The 16,453-nt window shown below is 67.2% G+C and carries 19 protein-coding genes and 2 pseudogenes; 8 read left to right on the forward strand and 13 right to left on the reverse strand.

Annotated elements, in window-relative coordinates:
* Window positions 1-49: 49 nt before the first annotated feature.
* The 5 genes from WDLP6_RS33010 to WDLP6_RS33030 are packed head-to-tail and all read right to left on the reverse strand — an operon-like array spanning window position 50 to window position 5,275.
* Entirely contained in the window at window positions 50-910 is an 861-nt protein-coding gene (locus WDLP6_RS33010; protein ID WP_162595510.1) for an isocitrate lyase/PEP mutase family protein, read from the reverse strand.
* Window positions 907-1,440: a 3-isopropylmalate dehydratase gene (locus WDLP6_RS33015; protein ID WP_162595512.1), complete on the reverse strand. Its 534-nt coding sequence runs from the start codon at window positions 1,438-1,440 to the stop codon at window positions 907-909. Before WDLP6_RS33015 ends, WDLP6_RS33010 begins: the two co-directional genes overlap by 4 nt.
* A gap of 10 nt (window positions 1,441-1,450) precedes the next feature.
* Window positions 1,451-2,713, reverse strand: coding sequence for a 3-isopropylmalate dehydratase large subunit (locus WDLP6_RS33020; protein ID WP_162595514.1), 1,263 nt, complete (start codon window positions 2,711-2,713; stop codon window positions 1,451-1,453).
* 27 nt (window positions 2,714-2,740) lie between these two features.
* On the reverse strand, window positions 2,741-4,324 hold the full coding sequence (locus tag WDLP6_RS33025) for an FAD-binding oxidoreductase (RefSeq protein ID WP_162595515.1): 1,584 nt from the start codon (window positions 4,322-4,324) through the stop codon (window positions 2,741-2,743).
* A gap of 45 nt (window positions 4,325-4,369) precedes the next feature.
* Complete coding sequence (locus tag WDLP6_RS33030) at window positions 4,370-5,275, reverse strand: MBL fold metallo-hydrolase (protein WP_162595517.1); 906 nt, start codon at window positions 5,273-5,275, stop codon at window positions 4,370-4,372.
* A 115-nt stretch (window positions 5,276-5,390) separates the two neighbouring features.
* Here WDLP6_RS33030 and WDLP6_RS33035 point away from each other — a divergent pair, with 115 nt between their 5' ends.
* Complete coding sequence (locus tag WDLP6_RS33035; RefSeq protein ID WP_162595519.1) at window positions 5,391-6,227, forward strand: IclR family transcriptional regulator; 837 nt, start codon at window positions 5,391-5,393, stop codon at window positions 6,225-6,227.
* Window positions 6,228-6,290: 63 nt separating this feature from the next.
* On the opposite strand, the gene WDLP6_RS33040 is transcribed toward WDLP6_RS33035, so the two are convergent.
* Complete coding sequence (locus WDLP6_RS33040; RefSeq protein ID WP_162595521.1) at window positions 6,291-6,992, reverse strand: GntR family transcriptional regulator; 702 nt, start codon at window positions 6,990-6,992, stop codon at window positions 6,291-6,293.
* A 77-nt stretch (window positions 6,993-7,069) separates the two neighbouring features.
* Between WDLP6_RS33040 and WDLP6_RS33045 the strand changes: the two genes are divergently transcribed.
* The 5 genes from WDLP6_RS33045 to WDLP6_RS33065 are packed head-to-tail and all read left to right on the forward strand — an operon-like array spanning window position 7,070 to window position 12,145.
* Window positions 7,070-8,776, forward strand: a complete 1,707-nt coding sequence (locus tag WDLP6_RS33045; protein ID WP_162595523.1) for a thiamine pyrophosphate-binding protein — start codon at window positions 7,070-7,072, stop codon at window positions 8,774-8,776.
* Window positions 8,777-8,806: 30 nt separating this feature from the next.
* Window positions 8,807-9,793: a Bug family tripartite tricarboxylate transporter substrate binding protein gene (locus WDLP6_RS33050; RefSeq protein WP_162595525.1), complete on the forward strand. Its 987-nt coding sequence runs from the start codon at window positions 8,807-8,809 to the stop codon at window positions 9,791-9,793.
* Window positions 9,790-11,148 (forward strand): acyclic terpene utilization AtuA family protein, encoded by a 1,359-nt coding sequence (locus tag WDLP6_RS33055; RefSeq protein WP_162595526.1) that lies wholly within the window; start codon window positions 9,790-9,792, stop codon window positions 11,146-11,148. The genes WDLP6_RS33050 and WDLP6_RS33055 overlap by 4 nt, the downstream gene beginning before the upstream one ends.
* Window positions 11,145-11,465: a DUF4387 domain-containing protein gene (locus WDLP6_RS33060; protein WP_162571884.1), complete on the forward strand. Its 321-nt coding sequence runs from the start codon at window positions 11,145-11,147 to the stop codon at window positions 11,463-11,465. The genes WDLP6_RS33055 and WDLP6_RS33060 overlap by 4 nt, the downstream gene beginning before the upstream one ends.
* Complete coding sequence (locus WDLP6_RS33065) at window positions 11,462-12,145, forward strand: RraA family protein (protein WP_162595528.1); 684 nt, start codon at window positions 11,462-11,464, stop codon at window positions 12,143-12,145. Before WDLP6_RS33060 ends, WDLP6_RS33065 begins: the two co-directional genes overlap by 4 nt.
* A gap of 56 nt (window positions 12,146-12,201) precedes the next feature.
* Here the strand turns inward: WDLP6_RS33065 and WDLP6_RS33070 are convergent, their stop codons facing one another.
* The 5 genes and pseudogenes from WDLP6_RS33070 to WDLP6_RS35315 form a co-directional block, all read right to left on the reverse strand.
* A complete protein-coding gene (locus tag WDLP6_RS33070) occupies window positions 12,202-12,540 on the reverse strand; it encodes a hypothetical protein (protein ID WP_162595530.1) in 339 nt (112 codons plus the stop codon).
* The gene (locus WDLP6_RS33075) at window positions 12,534-12,785 is read right to left on the reverse strand and encodes a hypothetical protein (protein WP_162595532.1); all 252 of its coding nucleotides are present in this window, start codon (window positions 12,783-12,785) and stop codon (window positions 12,534-12,536) included. The genes WDLP6_RS33070 and WDLP6_RS33075 overlap by 7 nt, the downstream gene beginning before the upstream one ends.
* 57 nt (window positions 12,786-12,842) lie before the next feature.
* A pseudogene (gene glnQ, locus WDLP6_RS33080) lies at window positions 12,843-13,024 on the reverse strand (glutamine ABC transporter ATP-binding protein GlnQ); the annotation flags it as partial.
* A gap of 230 nt (window positions 13,025-13,254) precedes the next feature.
* Complete coding sequence (locus WDLP6_RS35310) at window positions 13,255-13,590, reverse strand: hypothetical protein (protein ID WP_232077676.1); 336 nt, start codon at window positions 13,588-13,590, stop codon at window positions 13,255-13,257.
* Window positions 13,587-14,099 (reverse strand): Gfo/Idh/MocA family protein, encoded by a 513-nt coding sequence (locus WDLP6_RS35315; protein ID WP_232077678.1) that lies wholly within the window; start codon window positions 14,097-14,099, stop codon window positions 13,587-13,589. The genes WDLP6_RS35310 and WDLP6_RS35315 overlap by 4 nt, the downstream gene beginning before the upstream one ends.
* A gap of 35 nt (window positions 14,100-14,134) precedes the next feature.
* On the opposite strand from WDLP6_RS35315, the pseudogene WDLP6_RS35580 reads away from it, so the two are divergent.
* Both WDLP6_RS35580 and WDLP6_RS33090 read left to right on the forward strand, forming a co-directional pair.
* Window positions 14,135-14,251 (forward strand): annotated as a pseudogene (locus tag WDLP6_RS35580) (LysR family transcriptional regulator); the annotation flags it as partial.
* Between the two features lie 119 nt (window positions 14,252-14,370).
* On the forward strand, window positions 14,371-14,817 hold the full coding sequence (locus WDLP6_RS33090; protein WP_443083486.1) for a LysR substrate-binding domain-containing protein: 447 nt from the start codon (window positions 14,371-14,373) through the stop codon (window positions 14,815-14,817).
* Between the two features lie 26 nt (window positions 14,818-14,843).
* Here the strand turns inward: WDLP6_RS33090 and WDLP6_RS33095 are convergent, their stop codons facing one another.
* Both WDLP6_RS33095 and yghU read right to left on the reverse strand, forming a co-directional pair.
* Window positions 14,844-15,476, reverse strand: a complete 633-nt coding sequence (locus WDLP6_RS33095) for a glutathione S-transferase family protein (protein WP_162595533.1) — start codon at window positions 15,474-15,476, stop codon at window positions 14,844-14,846.
* A complete protein-coding gene (gene yghU / locus WDLP6_RS33100) occupies window positions 15,473-16,357 on the reverse strand; it encodes a glutathione-dependent disulfide-bond oxidoreductase (RefSeq protein WP_162595534.1) in 885 nt (294 codons plus the stop codon). Before yghU ends, WDLP6_RS33095 begins: the two co-directional genes overlap by 4 nt.
* Between the last annotated feature and the right edge of the window lie 96 nt (window positions 16,358-16,453).

Raw genomic sequence — 16,453 nt, forward strand, 5'->3', positions numbered from 1 at the left:
CTCCTCGGTGGTGGTTGTGTCTTGTTGATGATGATGCGAAACAGCGGCTTCAGGCGGACTCGCCGCCCATGTATTGCTTTTGCAGCGCATCGATGCGCGGAAAGCCGATGAAGTCGTTGAAGTCATGCAGGCCGGTCACAGCCAGCGGCAACTGCCTGGACGACTTCGCTTCGGCCAGCGCGCGCAGGTTGGTGCGCATCGCCTGCGTCGCGCTCATCAGCGCGACCAGCGGATAGGTCGCAATGGCGGCGACCTGTTCGATCTGCCGGCGATCCAGGTCGGTCTCGAGCCAGGCCAGCAGCTGCAGCGACAGCGGCACGCCGCAGCCTTCGCGCATCGCCTTCAGGCCGGCGAAGTCCTTGAAGCACTTGGAGATCGGCTGGATGATGTCGGCGCCGGCCGCCACGTAGGCCCGGCCGCGGCGGATGGCTTCGGCCGGGTCGACCGCATCGGTGCGCGCGATGATCAGCATGTCCGGATTCCTGCGTGCCGCCACCATCGCGCGCAGCTTCCCGATGTGGTCTTCCATCGGCACGATGTCGATCTGGTCCGACGAGCAGGGGCAGCGCTTGGGCGAGACCTGGTCCTCGACGATGATCGCGGCCGCGCCGGCGTTCTCGAACTCGCGCACCGTGCGCATCGCGCTCACCGCATTGCCGTAGGCGGTGTCGATGTCGGCGATGACGGGGATGGTCACCGCGTTGCAGACATTGCGCGTCACCGCCAGGTTCTCCGTCATCGTGTAGAACTCGGTGTCGGGCTCGCCGAGGAAGGACGACGAAATGCCGTAGCCGGAGGTCAGCAGCGCATCGAAGCCGGCCTCCTGGATCAGGCGCGCGCTCAGCGCATCGAAGGCGCCGGCGGCCCAGACGGTCTTCTTGGATTGGATCAGTTGCTTCAGGTGGGTCATGGCGAGAGGTCCTTGGGGGTGTCGTTCAGGAATCGCTTTTTCAGGTAGGTCTCGAGGCCGCCGGCCTCGAGCATTTCCAGGTCGGCCTTGGGCAGCGGCTCGAAGGCGAGCACGGTGCCCTGGGTCAGGTTGCGCACGCACTGCGCGGACCAGTCCACTTCGATCTCGTCCCATCGCTCGACGAAGGCGAGGATGCCGGGACACGGGATCTGCGGAAAGCCCATGCTGATCTCGCCGCGCCAGTAGCCGGGCGAGAAGGACTCGGCGACCACGCCGGCGATCCCCATGTGACGCATCGCCTTCATCGGCGGGTAGTGCGGATGGCCGTAGCCGAAGTTGTGGTTGCCCACCAGCAGGTCGCCCGGGCGCACGGTGCTCGCGAAGCCGGGGTCGTATTCCTGCATCGCCGCCTTGCTCAGCTCGTCGATGTCGGAGGTCTTGATGTTCTTCACGCCGACGATCTGGTCGACATCGAAGTCGAGCTCGTCGAACTTGAAGGCCACGCGGCCGCGCAGGTTCTGCATTGCCATGGTCGCTCCTTCAAGCTCGAAGGTATGGACGCGGGTCCGCGATCCTGCCTTCGACCGCCGAGGCGCCGATCACCGCCGCGTTGCACAGGTAGATCTCGGAATCGGGGCTGCCCATGCGGCCGCGCACGTTGAGCGTGCCGGTCGATACCGCGCGCTGGCCCGGCGACATGGTGGCGATCCGGCCGAAGCAGTAGTCGCAGGAAGGCGAGGAGACGAAGGCGCCGGCGGCGGCGAAGACCTCGATCAGGCCTTCCTTGGCGGCGGCCACCATGATCTCCTGGCTGGTCGGCACCACGTGCAGCGCGAAGCCGTCGGCGATCTTGCGCCCGCGCAGCACGTCCGCCGCGGCGCGCAGATCCTCGATGCGGCCCGAGGCGCAGGAGCCGAGGTAGCCGGTCTGCAGAGGCAGGCCCAGGTAGTCCTTGAGATCGCGCGTGTTGGCCGGGCTCGGCGGGATCACGATGATCGGCTCCAGTGTCGACAGGTCGATGGTGTGGCGTGCCGCATAGACCGCGTCCTCGTCGCTGTACACCGGCTCGAGTTGCTTGCGCGCGCGCGGCAGCGCATAGGCCAGGCGCCTGGCGTCGGGATTGACGATCGCCGTCACCGCGCCGGTGAACATCGCCAGGCCGGTGATGGTCTGCAAGGCATCGTTGGACATGTCGGCCACCGCGGGCCCGCCGATCTCCAGCACCTGGAAGCGGCACGACGCCGAGCCCAGCACCCGCACGAGGTGATGGAACACATCGCGCGCCATCACGCCGGGCTGCAGCCGGCCCACGAGGTCTACCCGCGTGGTCTGCGGCACGCGCATCGACACCTTCTCCATCGCGAAGGCTTCGAGCACGTTGCGTCGGAGGCCGATGGCCAGCGCGCCGAAGGTGCCGAGCTGGCTCACATGCCCGTCGAAGTGGACGACGAAGGCGCCCGGCGTCGCGTAGCCCACTTCGGAGGAGACCTGATGGCCGATGCCCTTGCGCTCGTAGAGCTTCACGTCGTTGATGGCGGTCCACTCGCGCGTGCCCTTGTGCAGCTCTTCTTCCGCCGGGCTGACCGCGGGGACCATGTGGTCGATGAAGATGCCGAAGCGGTCGGGCTCGGCCATCTTCGTGATGCCGAAGTCGTTCTTCAGCTGCTTGAAGATCACGTCGGTGTAGCCCGGGAAGTCGTAGGCCAGCACGAAGTCGGGCTTGGCCATGACCTCGTCGCCGGCCTTGACGGAGGGCAGGCCCGAGACGCGCGCGAGTATTTTTTCGGTGATCGTGAAGCCCATGGGTCTCTCCTGTTCGAGGATGTCTGTTCAGGCGCGCGCCGCATGGCGCAGCCCGAGCGAGCCGGGGTTCATGAGCCCCTGCGGATCCAGCGCGGTCTTGAGGGCCGCCAGCATGTTCCAGGTGTCGGGCTGCATCACCTGCTGCAACGGATAGTCGCGGCCGATCTGCCAGTTGACGCCGCCCAGACCCAGGTAGACCTGCTGCACGCCACGGCGCAATGCGATCACGGCCTCGCGCGCGGGCAGGTTCGCGGGGCGATCGAGCCAGGGGCCGACGACCTCGTCGCCGAGGCTCTTGCGATGCAGCGGCGTGATCTCGTCCTGCCAGTAGAAAGCCGGTTCGAGAAAGAACTCGTTGCCGACGGTCATCGTGAGGTGCGACAGGATGATGCCGTGCGCTTTCATCATCGCGGCCTGGCTCTTGAAATAGGCGGCGCTCGCTTCCACCACGCGCGCCGCCTCGCTGAGCGGGAACACCGCATGGATGGGCACCCAGCGCTGCCCGTCCGCGCCCAGCATGCCGCGCACCGGGTTGAAGGGGCGCGAGCGCATCACGCGCGCCGCTGCGTTCTCGATCTCGATGCCGTACCTGTTGCCGATCGCGCGCAGCGCCGCGAGGTCGGTCGCCAGCGCCTCGGCCGTCTTGCCCTCGACGACCAGGTGCAGCGAGCATTCGTGGTCGGCCAGGTAGTTGGCGCCGGTGGTCGCCACGTTCACCGCATCCTTGATGCCTTGCAGCAGGCCCTTGGACGAGCGCGCGACGCTGCCCAGGATCTTCACGCCGTCCGACAGCTTGTTGACGCTGGCCGAGTTCAGCGCCTTGGCGCGGTCGATGCCGAAGCCTTCGGAGATGGCCTGCACTGCGCTCATCTCGGCCTGGGCCAGTGCCATCGACTTCATGTCCTCGAAGCCGAAGCCGAGGTAGTCCAGGTGCTGCGGCGCCGGCGAGAGCTGGAGCGTGGCGCCGAGCTTGAGGCCGAAAGCGCCGGTGTCGCCGAGGAACAGGCCGGTCATGTCCGGGCCCGCATAGCGCGTGAAGGGCTTGGTGCCCAGGCGGCCACCCGAGCCCGTGGTGACCACCTCGCCGCTTGCCAGCAGCACCGTCACGCCGAGCACGCTGGCCGCGACCGTGCCATGCCGGGTCGAGCCGAAGAAGGCGCTGTTCTGCGACAGCGCGCCGCCCACCGTGGCATTGATGCCCGACAGCGGGCCCCAGTAGCCGGTGTTCATGCCGGTCGCCTTCAACGCCTCGTGCACCTGCGCCCAGGTGCAGCCGGCCTCGACCGTGATGTAGCGGTCGGGTACGTTGACTTCGAGCACCTTGTCGAGCTTGCGCGTGTCGATCACGATCGTCTGCGCGCTCTCCGGCAGGTAGCCCTTGGTATAGGACATGCCGCCGCCGCGCGGCACGATGGCGATGCCGTGCGCCGCAGCGGCCTTGACCGCGGCCACGGCCTGCGCCTGCGTCTGCGGCAGCACGACGCCGAGCGGCGCGATGCCGGGCTGCCAGAAGATGTCGTTGGCGTAGTACGCGCAGGTCGCGCTGTCGGACAGCACTTGCTCCGCACCGACGGCATCGCGCAGCGCAGACAGGAAGGATTCGTTTGGCATGGGAACGTCGGGGGCGAGTGCCTGATGAAATGAAAGCGACCGGACTCAGCCGGCCACCACGAGATCGTCCGCGGGCGCGAAGTCGTAGCCGCCTGCGTGGCGCGTGACGTAGCCGCCATGCGGCGCACCGAAATGCGCGGGCAGCAGCAAGGCATGGCGATCGCTGCAGTAGTCGAGGATCGAGCGCCGCGTCGTGCGCGCCTGCGCGGCCTGTTCGCAGAAGCGGCTGTTCCAGTCCGGACGGAACACCTGCATCGGCTGGTGCAGCGAATCGCCGGGAAAGATCGCCGCGTCGTTGCCGGACTCGAGCTTCAGCATGCCGTGGCCCGCGGTGTGGCCGAACGCATCCTGGAAGAACAGGCCCTCGATGATCTTCGAGCCGTCGTCGATGAACTCGACCTGCCCGGCCTCGATCACCGGCAGCACGCTGTCTTCGATGACGGCGATGTTCTCGGGCAGCGTCAGGTGGCCACCCGTCGGCGACTGCCAATGCGCGAACTCGCGGCGCGAGAAGATGTACTTGGCGTTGGGAAAGGTCGGCACCCATCGGCCGTCGACCAGCTTCGTGTTCCAGCCCACGTGGTCGATGTGCAGGTGCGTGCAGATCACCAGCGTCACGTCCTCGGGCCGCACGCCGGCCTCGGCCAGCCGCTCCAGGTACGGCAGATGCAGTTGATGGAAGCGCTCGAACAGCGGCAGCGCGCGGGTCTTGTCGTTGCCGCAGCCCGTGTCGATCAGGATCGTGTGCCGGTCGTCGCGGATCATCCACGAATGCATGCTGGACATGACCTTCTGCGTGGGCTCGTCCCAGAAGCGCGGTCCCGACAGCAGCTTGTGCTCTTCGAAGATGTCCGGCGTGTAGTCGGGAAACAGGAAGGCCGGCTTGAAGCCCGGCGTGAGCATTTCCTCGATACGCGTCACGTGGTACGAACCTACTTGGAATGTCTTCATCCGCTTCTCGCCGTGGCGCCTTTCGAGTGGCGATGTTAGGCAGACGGCCATCGGCGGCCTCACAGGGTAAACGTCCATATCCGCCACAATGTGGCGCCAACATGATGACCTCCCTATGAGCAAGAAGTCCGAGAACAAAGGCAAGGTCGCAGCGACGACTCCACAAGGTAGAGCCCCGCGCTCGGGCACCCAGAGCATCGAGCGCGTGATCGACGTGCTGCGCGTGATCGCGTCGCGCGGGCGCCGCGGCATGCGCGCCGGCGAGGTGGTCGCGACCTCCGGCCTGGCCGAGGCGACCTGCTTTCGCATGCTGCATCGCCTGGAACGCGAAGGCATGGTCGACCGCGATGCGCACACGAAGAAGTACTTTCTCGGGCCGCTCCTGCACGAGTTCGGCTTGCTGGCGCGCCCGCGCTACCGGCTCGCCGAACTGTGCGATGCGCCGTTGCACCGGCTGGCCGATTTCACGCAGGACACGGTCTACCTGAGCGAGCGCAGCGGCCTCGAAGCCGTCTGCGCCAACCGTGCGCTCGGTGATTTCCCGATCAAGTCGCTGTCGCTCGACATCGGCATCCGAAGGCCGCTGGGCGTCGGCTCGGGCGGACTGGCGATCCTGTGCTCGCTGCCCCCGGCCGAGGCCCGCGCCATCGTGGAGGCGAATGCCCACCGCTACGAGAAATTCGCCACCTTCACCGCCGACTTCCTGTACGGCGCCATTGCCGAGGGCCGGGCACGCGGCTACTGTTTTCTGGACAGCGCAGTCACGCCCGGCACCGCATCGATGGGCGTCGCGTTCCCGCCCCACAACCCGGTCGCGGCGATCAGCATCGCGGCGATCTCCGGACGCCTGCTGCCCGAGCGCCGGGAAGTGATTGCGCAGCAGATGCACCGCGAGGTGCGCAAGATCGTCGCCGCGATGGAGGCCGTTGCGCCTTCCGGTGAGGCATCATGAAGCCGATGACGATCGAAGCCTGCATCGCATCCGCAAGGGCCGGTTCCATCCGGGCCGGCGCGACTACGCCGCGTCCTGCGCAAGATAAATCTTCGCCAGCCCCTGCCTGATCGCCTCGACGATCTGGTCGCGCCGCAGGCCGATGTGCGCGCGCAGGGCCTTGTCGCTCGCCTTGCGGTCGCGCGCCTTCAGCGCCTGCAGGATCTCGGCGTGTTCGCGCTGTGTGAAGTCGCGGCCCGCGCTTTCCATGTCGATCCAGCGGATGAAGCGGATGCGCTCGTTCAAATTCACCAGGATGCGCTTGAGCTCCACGTTGCGCGCCATGTCGGCGATGCGAAGGTGAAAGCCTTCGTCCAGTTCCACCAGCTGCTCGATGGGCGTGCTGCGCGGCACCTTGCGACTCTTCGCCAGAAAGGCCTGGGCCTCGGCGATCTCCTCGTCCGTCGCGCGCTCGATCGCCATGGCCAGGCACGACGACTCGACGGCGACACGGGCCTCGTACAGGTCCAGCGTCTCCTGCACTTCGAGCGGACGGCGCATGAAGCCGCGCGTGGTGGGCGTGAGGAAGCCGTCGTTCACCAGACGCGTGAGCGCCTCGCGCACGGGGGTGCGGCTCACGCCCAGCTGCTGCGCCAGTTCGATCTCGCTGACGCGCTCGCCCGGCTTCAACTGGTACGAAATGGCCATCGCGCGCAGCGTGTTGAACACGCCGGAGCCGCGCTCGCGTCGGGTCTTGGAAATGTTGTGGCGTGGGACGGGATGCATGACCTTGGTTGTATTTGACCGCCTTCTCATTTTAAGTATACTGAACTGCATTCTCAACCACGTCAGCTGGACAACCGATGACCCAGATGAGCGGCGCGGACGCGCTGGTGCGGATGCTCCAACTCAATGGCGTCAAGCACATCTTCGGGCTGTGCGGCGACACCACCTTGCCGCTGTACGACGCGCTGGCGCGGCTGGATCACGGCATCGACCACATCCTCACGCGGGACGAGCGCAGCGCCGCCTACATGGCGGACGCGTATGCGCGCGTCACGGGCAAGCCCGGCGTGTGCGAAGGACCGAGCGGCGGCGGCGCCACCTATTTGCTGCCCGGCATCGTGGAAGCCAACGAGTCCGCCATTCCCGTGCTGGGCATCACCTCCGACGTCCCGGTCGGCGCGCGCGGCAGGTTTCCTCTCACGGAGCTGGACCAGCAGGCGCTCTACCAGCCGCTCACGAAGTGGAACACCACCATCGACCGCGTGGACCAGATCCCGCACGCCGTGCGCAGCGCGTTCCGCGCGATGACGACGGGACGGCCAGGCGCCACGCACATCTGCCTGCCGTACGACGTGCAAAAGCACACGCTCGAAGCGGCGGACGTGTGGGCGCAGCCGGGTCATGACAGCTTCCCGGCCTACCGCTTCGCGCCGGACCCGCAGGAGGTGGAACGCGCGGCCGACAAGCTCGCCGCGGCGCGCGCACCGGTGATCGTGTGCGGCGGCGGCGTGGTGATCTCGGGCGCGAGCGACGAACTCGCGCGGCTCGCCACCCTGCTGAACGCGCCCGTGTGCACGACCATCAGCGGCCAGGGCAGCCTGCCCGGCGCGCACCCGTTGCTGGCCGGCGTGATCGGCACCAACGGCGGCGTGGCCGCCACGCGCGAGGTGATCGCGCAGGCCGACACGGTGCTCTTCGTCGGCGCGCGCGCGGGGTCCACGACCACGGAACACTGGAAGATGCCGTCGCGCGAGGTCACGCTGCTGCACCTGGACGTCGATCCGATGACCATCGCGACCAACTACCGCACCGACGTCGCGCTGGTGGGCGACGCGAAGCTCGGATTGGCCGCGCTCGCCGATGCCGTTGCCGCGCGCACCGGTGATCGTGTGCGGCAGCGGCCCGCCGGCGTCGCCGACGGCCGCGCGCTCGTCGCCCGGGCGCGCGCGGAAAAGTACGCCTTCTTCTCCCAGCTTGCGGCGTCGCGCGAGCAGCCGATTCGCCCCGAGTGCGTGGTCGATGCGCTCAACAAGCTGCTGCCCGCCGGAGCCATCGTCGTGGCCGACCCCGGCACGCCCTGCCCTTACTTCTCGGCGTACTTCGACGCGCCGCAATCGGGCCGCCACTTCATCACCAACCGTGCGCACGGCGCGCTCGGCTTCTCCATGTCGGCGGGCGTGGGCGCGCAGTTCGGCCGGCCCGACGCGATGGTGGCGGCGGTGATGGGCGACGGCAGCTTCGGCTTCACTTGCGGCGAGCTGGAAACCATCGTGCGGCGCGGTGTGCCGCTGAAGATGATCGTGTTCTCCAACGCGGTGTTCGGCTGGATCAAGGCCAGCCAGAAAACCGGATACGACAAGCGCTACTTCTCGGTCGACTTCAACCGCACCGACCATGCGCGCGTGGCCGAGGCCTTCGGCGTGAAAGCGTGGCGCGTGGAGGACCCGGCCGACGTGTACGGCGCGCTGAAGGCGGCGCTCGCGCACGACGGCCCTGCGCTCGTCGACGTCATTTGCCAGGAACTGCAGGACACGGCCGTTCCCGTCAGCCAGTGGATGGGTTGAACGCGCCCGACAACGCCCGAAGGAAGTGCCATGAGCTTGATCTCCAAAGTGCGCCGGTCCCTCTTGCCTGCACTCGCGCTCGTGCTGCCGCTGGCCGCCCTCGCGCAAGGGGTGAACTACCCGAGTGCGCCCGTGCGTGTCATCGTGCCCTACCCGCCAGGCGGCTCGCTCGACGCGGTGATACGGCCGTTCGCCGAAAAATTCCAGCAGGCGACCGGCCAGACCCTGATCGTCGAAAACCTCGGCGGCGCGGGCGGCCTGATCGCGGGCGCGAAAGTCGCGCAGTCCAAGCCTGACGGCTATACGTTGTTCCTGGCGAGCAACGGGCAGGTCTCGCTGGCGCCGCTGCTCTACACCAGCATGAGCTACGACCCCGAGCGGGACCTGGTGCCCATCATTCACCTCACCGACCAGGTGGCCGTGCTGTACGCCAACGCCCAGACGCCTTACAAGACCGTGGCCGACGTGATCGCGGCCGCCAAGGCGGCGCCCGGCACCGTGGCATTCGCGTCCACAGGCGCGGGCGGCATTTCGCATCTGGCGATCGAGCTGCTCGGACAGGCCACGGGCGCCAAGTTCAACCACGTGCCGTACAAAGGCGCGGCCCCCGCGCTGCAGGACCTGGCCGGCGGACAAGTGCCACTGCTCTTCACCTTCGTCGGCTCCGCGAAGGGGCTGACGGCGTCGGGTCACGTGCGCCCCATCGCCGTGGCTGCGGACAAACGCCTGCCGTCGCTGCCCGACGTACCCACGTTCGCCGAAGCCGGCGTGCCCGGCATCCAGGTGTCGTCGTGGATGGGGTTGATGGGTCCGCGCGACATGCCGGCTTCGGCCGTCCGGCGCATGGCCGAGGTCGCGGACGACATCCTGAAGCAGCCGGATTTCCAGAAGCAGATGGCCGACATCAGCATGGAAATCCGCGGTGGCTCACCGGCCAGCTTCAGGGCCGCCATTCAGGCCGACACCGTCAAGTGGTCGAAGCTCGCAAAAACCGTCAACCTCAAGCAGCAGCAATGAAACAAATCACCGGAGTCGCGCCCTCGGGATCGATGGGCAGCGGCTACAACGTCGAGTCGTTCAAGCGGGCCATGGCCGCGAACCCCGACTTCATCGGCCAAGACGCAGGCTCCACCGACATGGGGCCTTACTACCACGGCGACGACAAGCCCTTCCTGCCGCTCTCCGCGTATCGACGCGACCTGGAAGTGATGCTGGCTGCCGCGCGGTCCGCCAGGATTCCGCTGCTGATCGGCTCCGCCATCACGAACGGCTCCAACCGGACACTGGCGCTGATGGCGCAGATGGTGCGCGAGGTGGCGAAAGAAAAGAAGCTCGCGTTTCGCCTCGCGGTGATCGACGCCGAAATCGACAAGACCTACCTGAAGGCCAAGGCAGCGAACGGCAAGGTCGAGGCGATGGGCCCCGACAGCGACCTCAGCGCCGCCATGATCGACGCGGCCGGGCCGATCGTCGCGCAGATGGGCATGGAGCCCTTCATGCACGCGCTGGAAGGCGGCGCCGACGTGGTGATCGCGGGCCGCGCCTGCGACGATGCGATCTTTGCCGCGCTGCCGGTGCTGCGCGGATTCGACGCGGGCCTGGCCTTGCACTGCGGCAAGATCCTGGAATGCGCGGGCCTGTCCGCGCTGCCCTACGACCTGGGCGAACCGATGATCGGCCGCGTGCGCGAAGACCACTTCGAGGTGGAGCCCGGCAACGCAAACAACCGCTGCACCACGGTGTCGGTGGCGGGCCACTCGCTCTACGAGCGCAGCGACCCCTTCCTGCAGGCCGGGCCCGGCGGCATCAATGACCTGACGAACGCGAGCTTCGAGCAGGTCGACCCACGACGCGTGAAGGTCGCCGGCAGCCGCTTCATCCAGGACGCACAGTACCGCGTGAAGCTCGAAGGCGCCGAGCGCATCGGCTACCGCAGCATCGTGATCGTCGGCATCCGCGACGCAGTGATGATCCGCGAGCTCGACGGTGTGATCGCGCATGCGAGGGAACGCGCCGAGCAGCGCTTCGGCGCCCGGTCCGATGGCATTCATCTGATGTTCCGCAGCTATGGCAAGGATGGCGTGATGGGCGCGCTGGAGCCGGACAAGGCATTCGTGCCCAAGGAAGTGGGCCTGGTGATCGATGCGGTGGCGCCCACGCAGGACCTTGCGACAGCGGTGGCGATGTTCACTCGCGGCGTGATGCAGCACGCCGACTACCCGGGCATCCTCACCACCGCCGGCAACATGGCCTACCCCTTCTCGCCCTTCGGCATTCCGGTGGGGCCTGCGTACCGCTACAACATCTATCACCTGATGCCGGTGGCCAACCCGCTGGAATGCTTTCCGGTGCGCTTCGAGGAAATCCGATGACAGACAAACCCCTGACCGACTACGCGAAGGTCATCCGCAGCAAGAACTCCGGGCCGTTCGAGTTGACCTTCGACGTGATGTTCGACCGCGACGAGGCCTACCGCATCGTCAAGGAAAGCGGCGCGATCAACTTCGACGCCATGGCGAAAGCGTTTGCCGTTCCGCGCGAGCATGTGCTCGTGTGCACCGCGTTCGACGCGGCGCGCGCCTTCAAGATCACGCTCAAGCGCCCCGTGAGTTCGGGTGACCTGGAAGACCGCGATGTCTATGGTTGCCAGCAGCACCTGCCGCTCACCACGCTGAGGATTGCGGCATGAGCATCTTCGAAACGCTTGCCGGCGTGGACACGGGGACGCTGTGCAACGCGATGATCGTGCTCGACCCGTCGCTGCGGGGGAGGAACTACACGCTGGATGCAGTCGTCGCGGCCAACGCCGAGATGCCTCCGTTCACGGGCTACGCGCTCACGGCGAAGATCGTTTCGGACAAGCCGACGAAGGACAGCCACGACACGATGCTGGCGCGCCGCTTCGCGTACTACCGCTATTTGCAGCAGGCCCGCCGGCCGTCACTGGTGGTGATGGAAGACTGCGGCGAGCGCCGAGGCATGGGCTGCATCTGGGGCGAGATCCAGGTGTCGATCCACAAGGCGATGGGGCTGGTGGGCGCGGTGACCAACGGCGCCATCCGCGACATCGGCACGCTGCCCGCAGGGATCGGCCTGCTGGGCGGCAATGTGTGCCCCGGGTCCGGCTTCGCGCACATGGTGGCGTTCGACACGCCGGTGAGCGTGTTCGGGCTGCCCGTGTCACCGGGGGACCTGGTGCATGCCGACCGCCACGGCTGCGTGGTGATTCCCGCGGGCCTGGCGGATGCGCTGCCGGCGGCGATTGCAAGGGTGGCGCAGCGGGAACAGACATTCCTCGCCGCCTTGAACGCACCCGGGCTCGACGCCGACAAGCTTGCTGCGGCCTGGCGGGTGTTCGAGGTGAAGTAGGGCGACGGCCGCGGTTGGCGCGTTCGGGCCCACGCAGAAAATTTGCACCGGAGTCATCAGCGGGACGGCTGCCATGACGCCAGGAATTCTCGCGACGCCGCGCAAGCCCTCGCCGCGCGTTCCCAGGGACCGAGCCCGGGGTGCGTCTGGCCGCAGGGCACTTCCGCCCCCACCGGAATCGCGGCCGGCAGCGCGTCCATGAACGCCTTCAGAGGCAACTCGCCCTCGCCCGGGAAGAGGCGCCCCTGCCGCGCCTCGTCGATGAGGCCGGCATCGGTCGGATCTTGCAGACGCGCGTCGCACAGCTGCACCGAGCCGAGTGCGCTCGACGGCACATCGCGCAACATCTCGGCCGTGCCGCCGGAGCGCCACAGATGCAGCAGGTCGATCAGCAACCTGCCATTCGGCCGGCCCGCACGAACTCCAGGTCCACGCCCATGCCGGCCGCGGCGGCGAGATCGCACAGCGCGCCGAAGCGCTCGGCCAGGCGATCGACATCCACGTCGTCGCCGGAGACATTGAGCCGCCGGGCACCGAGTTCGGCGGCCAGTGCGATGGCCTGCGCATGGTCGGCGACACGGATCTCCGGCGTCAGCGGGATGAACTCGACGTCGTGGATGCCGACGCCGGCCTCGGCCATGCGGCGGCGCCACGTCGAGCACCGTCAGATGGGCAAGGGAAAGAGGAATCATGGTCCTCACTTGGGCAGGATCTGGCCGAGGAAGTCGCGCAGCGCTCGTGCTTCGGGTGGGTGAAGAACACCTCGGGGGGCGCCTGCTCGACGATCTCGCCGCGGTCCATGAACAGCACGCGATCGGCAACGCTGCGCGCGAAGCCCATCTCGTGCGTCACGCACAGCATCGTCATGCCCTCCTCGGCGGCCTTGAAGACCGTCGAGAAGATCGTCGACATCGCCAGATAGAGCAGCGCGACGACGATATACACCTCGAAGCTGCGGAACGTGGCCGAATCGATGTTCCTGGACCAGGAACGGCGTGTTGCGGACGATCTCGACGTAGACCTCGGCGAACCAGTGCAGCGGCGCGATCGACGAGCGCTTGCCGAGCAAAGTCAGCAGGCCGACGACCAGCCCGAAACGGCGGCCGCCGCTACGCAGGCTGCGCGACCGCGGTGTTCGCCGCTGCCGCCTGCGTCACGGCCAGCGTCGCTTCGAGTGTGCGCAAGCCGTCCAGCGCCGAGCAGACCGCCTGCTCCTTGCCTTCGATGAGAGCGGCGAAGTGGCGCATCTGCTCGCTGTACGGCGAACCGGTGTGCACGGCGGTGCGCTCCATCGTCAAGGGGTCGTGCCAGCCCTGCGCAGGGCCCTGATCCTGGCGATAGCGCCAGACCTCCAGGCGCGGCAAGGTCAGCGAGCCTTCGGTGCCCGAATAAAAGTGCGCGTTGATGTCCTGGCGCGGAAAGCGCGCTGCCTCGCCGGTGCTCAAGTCCCAGTTCCACGGCGCCACGCCACGTCGAAATAGTCGCGCGGCTTGAGCCAGGTGCACAGCGCGGTGGCACTGACCGGCCGGCCGAGCGTGCCGGCGCCGACGATGGCCCGGGCCTTGCGCATGATCGTGTTGTGGCGGCGCTGATGGCCGACCAGGACCGGCAAGCCGGTGGCTCGCGATGCGTCGCAGATGCGCCGTCCGTCATCGAGCGTGTCGGCGATCGGCTTCTCGACCAGCACTGCGGCGCCTTGCTCGAGGCAGTCGATCGTGATCGGGGCATGTGTCGCATTCGGCGTCGCCACCACCACGCCCCTTGGCTTCGCGGTGGCGAGCAGGCTCGGGTAGTCGGCGAAGCAGGGAACGCCGATCACTCTGGCGAGCTCGGCAGCAGCCGGTGTCGGATCGGCAATGCCGACCCGTTCGATGTCCGGATCGGCCAGCGCGCAATCGATATGCGTCTTGCCGATCAGACCGGCTCCGATGACGGCGATGGGTAGTTTGCTCATGGACTTTTTATCAACGAATCGTTGATAAAAAAGCGATGGACCTGAAGGACCTCGAAGTGTCTTGCGAAGCGGCTCGCCGCTCCAGTTTCGTGGCGGCGTCGCTCGAGATCGGGACCACCTCGGCGCACATCAGCAAGCGCATTGCGATCCTGGAGGCGCAGCTGGGTGTGCGCCTGTTCCATCGCACGACACGCCGGGTCGTGATCACCGAGAACTTCGATCTCGACATCCGCGTGGGCGACCCGACCCAGCGAGTCTCATTGCGCAACGCATGGTGGAGAGCAGGCACATTCTTTGCACTTCGCCCGAGTACCTCGCGCAACGCGGCCACCCGAAGACGGTGGCCGAACTCGCGGAACACGAATGCCTGCTCTACCGCGAGCGCGACCAGCCGATCGGAAACTGGCGACTGAGCAGGCCGAAGGGCATCGAGTCGGTCAAGGTCACGAGCAGATTCAGCTCGAACCACAGCGACGTGGTGAAGGGATGGAGTCTCGACGGCAAGGGCATCTGCCTGCTGTCGGTCTGGGATATCGCGCAGCCCCTGCTCGACGGGCGCGCGGTCAGGGTGCTGCCCTCCCATCACGAGCCGGCGGACATCTGGGCCATGACCAGCACCCGGTCGGCCGGCTCGGCGAAAGTCAGGGTGTGCGTGGAATTCCTGAAGAAACAGCTCGTGCATGGACCGCACGCGCTGAAGACGAAGCTGGGCAGATAGCTGCAGGGGCGCAGGGCCCGGCTCCGCTAGAGCGACATCGACGCGCGCTGCGCCATCGCCGCGCGCCAGCGCTGCAGATGCGGGTGCTGTTCCCCCGGCTTCACCTTCGCCACCCGGGCGAAGTCGACGGCCACCACCGCCGTGATGTCGGCGACGCTGAAGCGATCCGTGGCGACGAAATCGCGCCCCGCCAGACGCTCGTTCAGCACGGCGAAGAACTGCTGGAGCCGGGCCAGGCCGCGCTGCGCCAGTTCGGGGATCTGCGCATAGTCCACCGGTCCGGGCAAGGCCCGGTTGGCCATCGAAGGCGCGCTGTTGCGCATGGCTTCGGCGATGGCCATCAGTCCCTCGAACTCGATGCGCCAGTTCCAGCTGGCGATCTCGGCCTTCTCATGGGGCGTGATGCCCAGGAGCGGCGGTTCCGGACAGCGCGCCTCCGCGTAGGCCGTGATCGCTGCGTTGTCGGTCAGCAGCGGGCCCTCTCCGGTGCGCAGTGCGGGCACGGTGCACTGGGGATTCAGCTGGCGGTAGGCGTCGCCGAGCTGCTCGTTGTTTCGCAGGTCCACCTGGACCGTCTCGTGGACGATGCCCTTCTCGGCCAGGAGGATGCGCGCCCGGCGCGGGCTCGGCGCCGTGCTGCAGTCGTACAGCGTGATCATGCGGGGTCCTTCGCGGTCATCTTGTCCTGGGTTCGGGTCTCGAAGTCGGTGGCATCGTGGCGCTCGTGGAGCTGGCTCGACGGTTGTCCCCAGCTTCGATTGACCATGCGCCCGCGCCGCACGGCCGGCCGTTGAGCGATCGCGTCGGTCCAGCGCAGGACGTGGGTGTATTCGTGGACCTGAAGGAACTCGCCCGCTTCGTAGAGCTGCCCCTTCACGAGCGTGCCGTACCAGGGCCAGACCGCCATGTCGGCAATGGTGTAGGCGTCCCCGGCCAGATACGGGCTCTCGGCCAAGCGGCGGTCCAGCACATCGAGCTGCCGCTTGACCTCCATGGCGTAGCGATCGATGGCGTATTCGATCTTGCTCGGCGCATAGGCATAGAAGTGTCCGAACCCGCCACCGAGGAAGGGCGCGCTGCCCATCTGCCAGAACAGCCACGACAGGCATTCGGCCCGCTCGCCGGGATGGGTCGGAAGAAAGGCGCCGAACTTCTCTGCGAGGTATTGCAGGATCGCACCGGACTCGAAGACGCGCACCGGCCTTGCTTCTTCGGTGCGGTCCCACAGCGCGGGGATCTTGGAATTCGGATTGACCGCGACGAAGCCGCTGCCGAACTGATCGCCCTCGTTGATCCGGATCAGCCACGCGTCGTACTCCGCACCGCGATGGCCGAGCTCGAGCAGTTCCTCCAGCATCACCGTGACCTTGACCCCGTTGGGCGTGGCCAGCGAGTAGAGCTGCAGCGGATGGCGTCCCACCGGCAGGTCCTTTTCGTGGGTCGGGCCTGCGATCGGGCGGTTGATGTTCGCGAACTTGCCGCCGTTGGCAGCGTTCCAGGTCCAGACCGTAGGGGGTGTGTAGGGTGAAGCACCATTCATGCGGCGATCTCTCTCGATGCAGTGAAGAGTCGCACAGTATCCGCGCAATGCTTGTCCCTCGCCCGGTGCCGGCATTCGACGCCCGGCCTGCGCCTT

The organism is Variovorax sp. PBL-E5, from assembly GCF_901827185.1.
GTDB lineage: Bacteria > Pseudomonadota > Gammaproteobacteria > Burkholderiales > Burkholderiaceae_C > Variovorax.

Bases quoted from the DNA above. Each gene is read 5' to 3' on its own strand.
- WDLP6_RS33010 (WP_162595510.1), bottom strand. From the start codon at position 910: ATGACCCACCTGAAGCAACTGATCCAATCCAAGAAGACCGTCTGGGCC.
- WDLP6_RS33015 (WP_162595512.1), bottom strand. From the start codon at position 1,440: ATGGCAATGCAGAACCTGCGCGGCCGCGTGGCCTTCAAGTTCGACGAG.
- WDLP6_RS33020 (WP_162595514.1), bottom strand. From the start codon at position 2,713: ATGGGCTTCACGATCACCGAAAAAATACTCGCGCGCGTCTCGGGCCTG.
- WDLP6_RS33025 (WP_162595515.1), bottom strand. From the start codon at position 4,324: ATGCCAAACGAATCCTTCCTGTCTGCGCTGCGCGATGCCGTCGGTGCG.
- WDLP6_RS33030 (WP_162595517.1), bottom strand. From the start codon at position 5,275: ATGAAGACATTCCAAGTAGGTTCGTACCACGTGACGCGTATCGAGGAA.
- WDLP6_RS33035 (WP_162595519.1), top strand. From the start codon at position 5,391: ATGAGCAAGAAGTCCGAGAACAAAGGCAAGGTCGCAGCGACGACTCCA.
- WDLP6_RS33040 (WP_162595521.1), bottom strand. From the start codon at position 6,992: ATGCATCCCGTCCCACGCCACAACATTTCCAAGACCCGACGCGAGCGC.
- WDLP6_RS33045 (WP_162595523.1), top strand. From the start codon at position 7,070: ATGACCCAGATGAGCGGCGCGGACGCGCTGGTGCGGATGCTCCAACTC.
- WDLP6_RS33050 (WP_162595525.1), top strand. From the start codon at position 8,807: ATGAGCTTGATCTCCAAAGTGCGCCGGTCCCTCTTGCCTGCACTCGCG.
- WDLP6_RS33055 (WP_162595526.1), top strand. From the start codon at position 9,790: ATGAAACAAATCACCGGAGTCGCGCCCTCGGGATCGATGGGCAGCGGC.
- WDLP6_RS33060 (WP_162571884.1), top strand. From the start codon at position 11,145: ATGACAGACAAACCCCTGACCGACTACGCGAAGGTCATCCGCAGCAAG.
- WDLP6_RS33065 (WP_162595528.1), top strand. From the start codon at position 11,462: ATGAGCATCTTCGAAACGCTTGCCGGCGTGGACACGGGGACGCTGTGC.
- WDLP6_RS33075 (WP_162595532.1), bottom strand. From the start codon at position 12,785: ATGGCCGAGGCCGGCGTCGGCATCCACGACGTCGAGTTCATCCCGCTG.
- WDLP6_RS35315 (WP_232077678.1), bottom strand. From the start codon at position 14,099: ATGAGCAAACTACCCATCGCCGTCATCGGAGCCGGTCTGATCGGCAAG.
- WDLP6_RS33090 (WP_443083486.1), top strand. From the start codon at position 14,371: ATGGTGGAGAGCAGGCACATTCTTTGCACTTCGCCCGAGTACCTCGCG.
- WDLP6_RS33095 (WP_162595533.1), bottom strand. From the start codon at position 15,476: ATGATCACGCTGTACGACTGCAGCACGGCGCCGAGCCCGCGCCGGGCG.
- yghU (WP_162595534.1), bottom strand. From the start codon at position 16,357: ATGAATGGTGCTTCACCCTACACACCCCCTACGGTCTGGACCTGGAAC.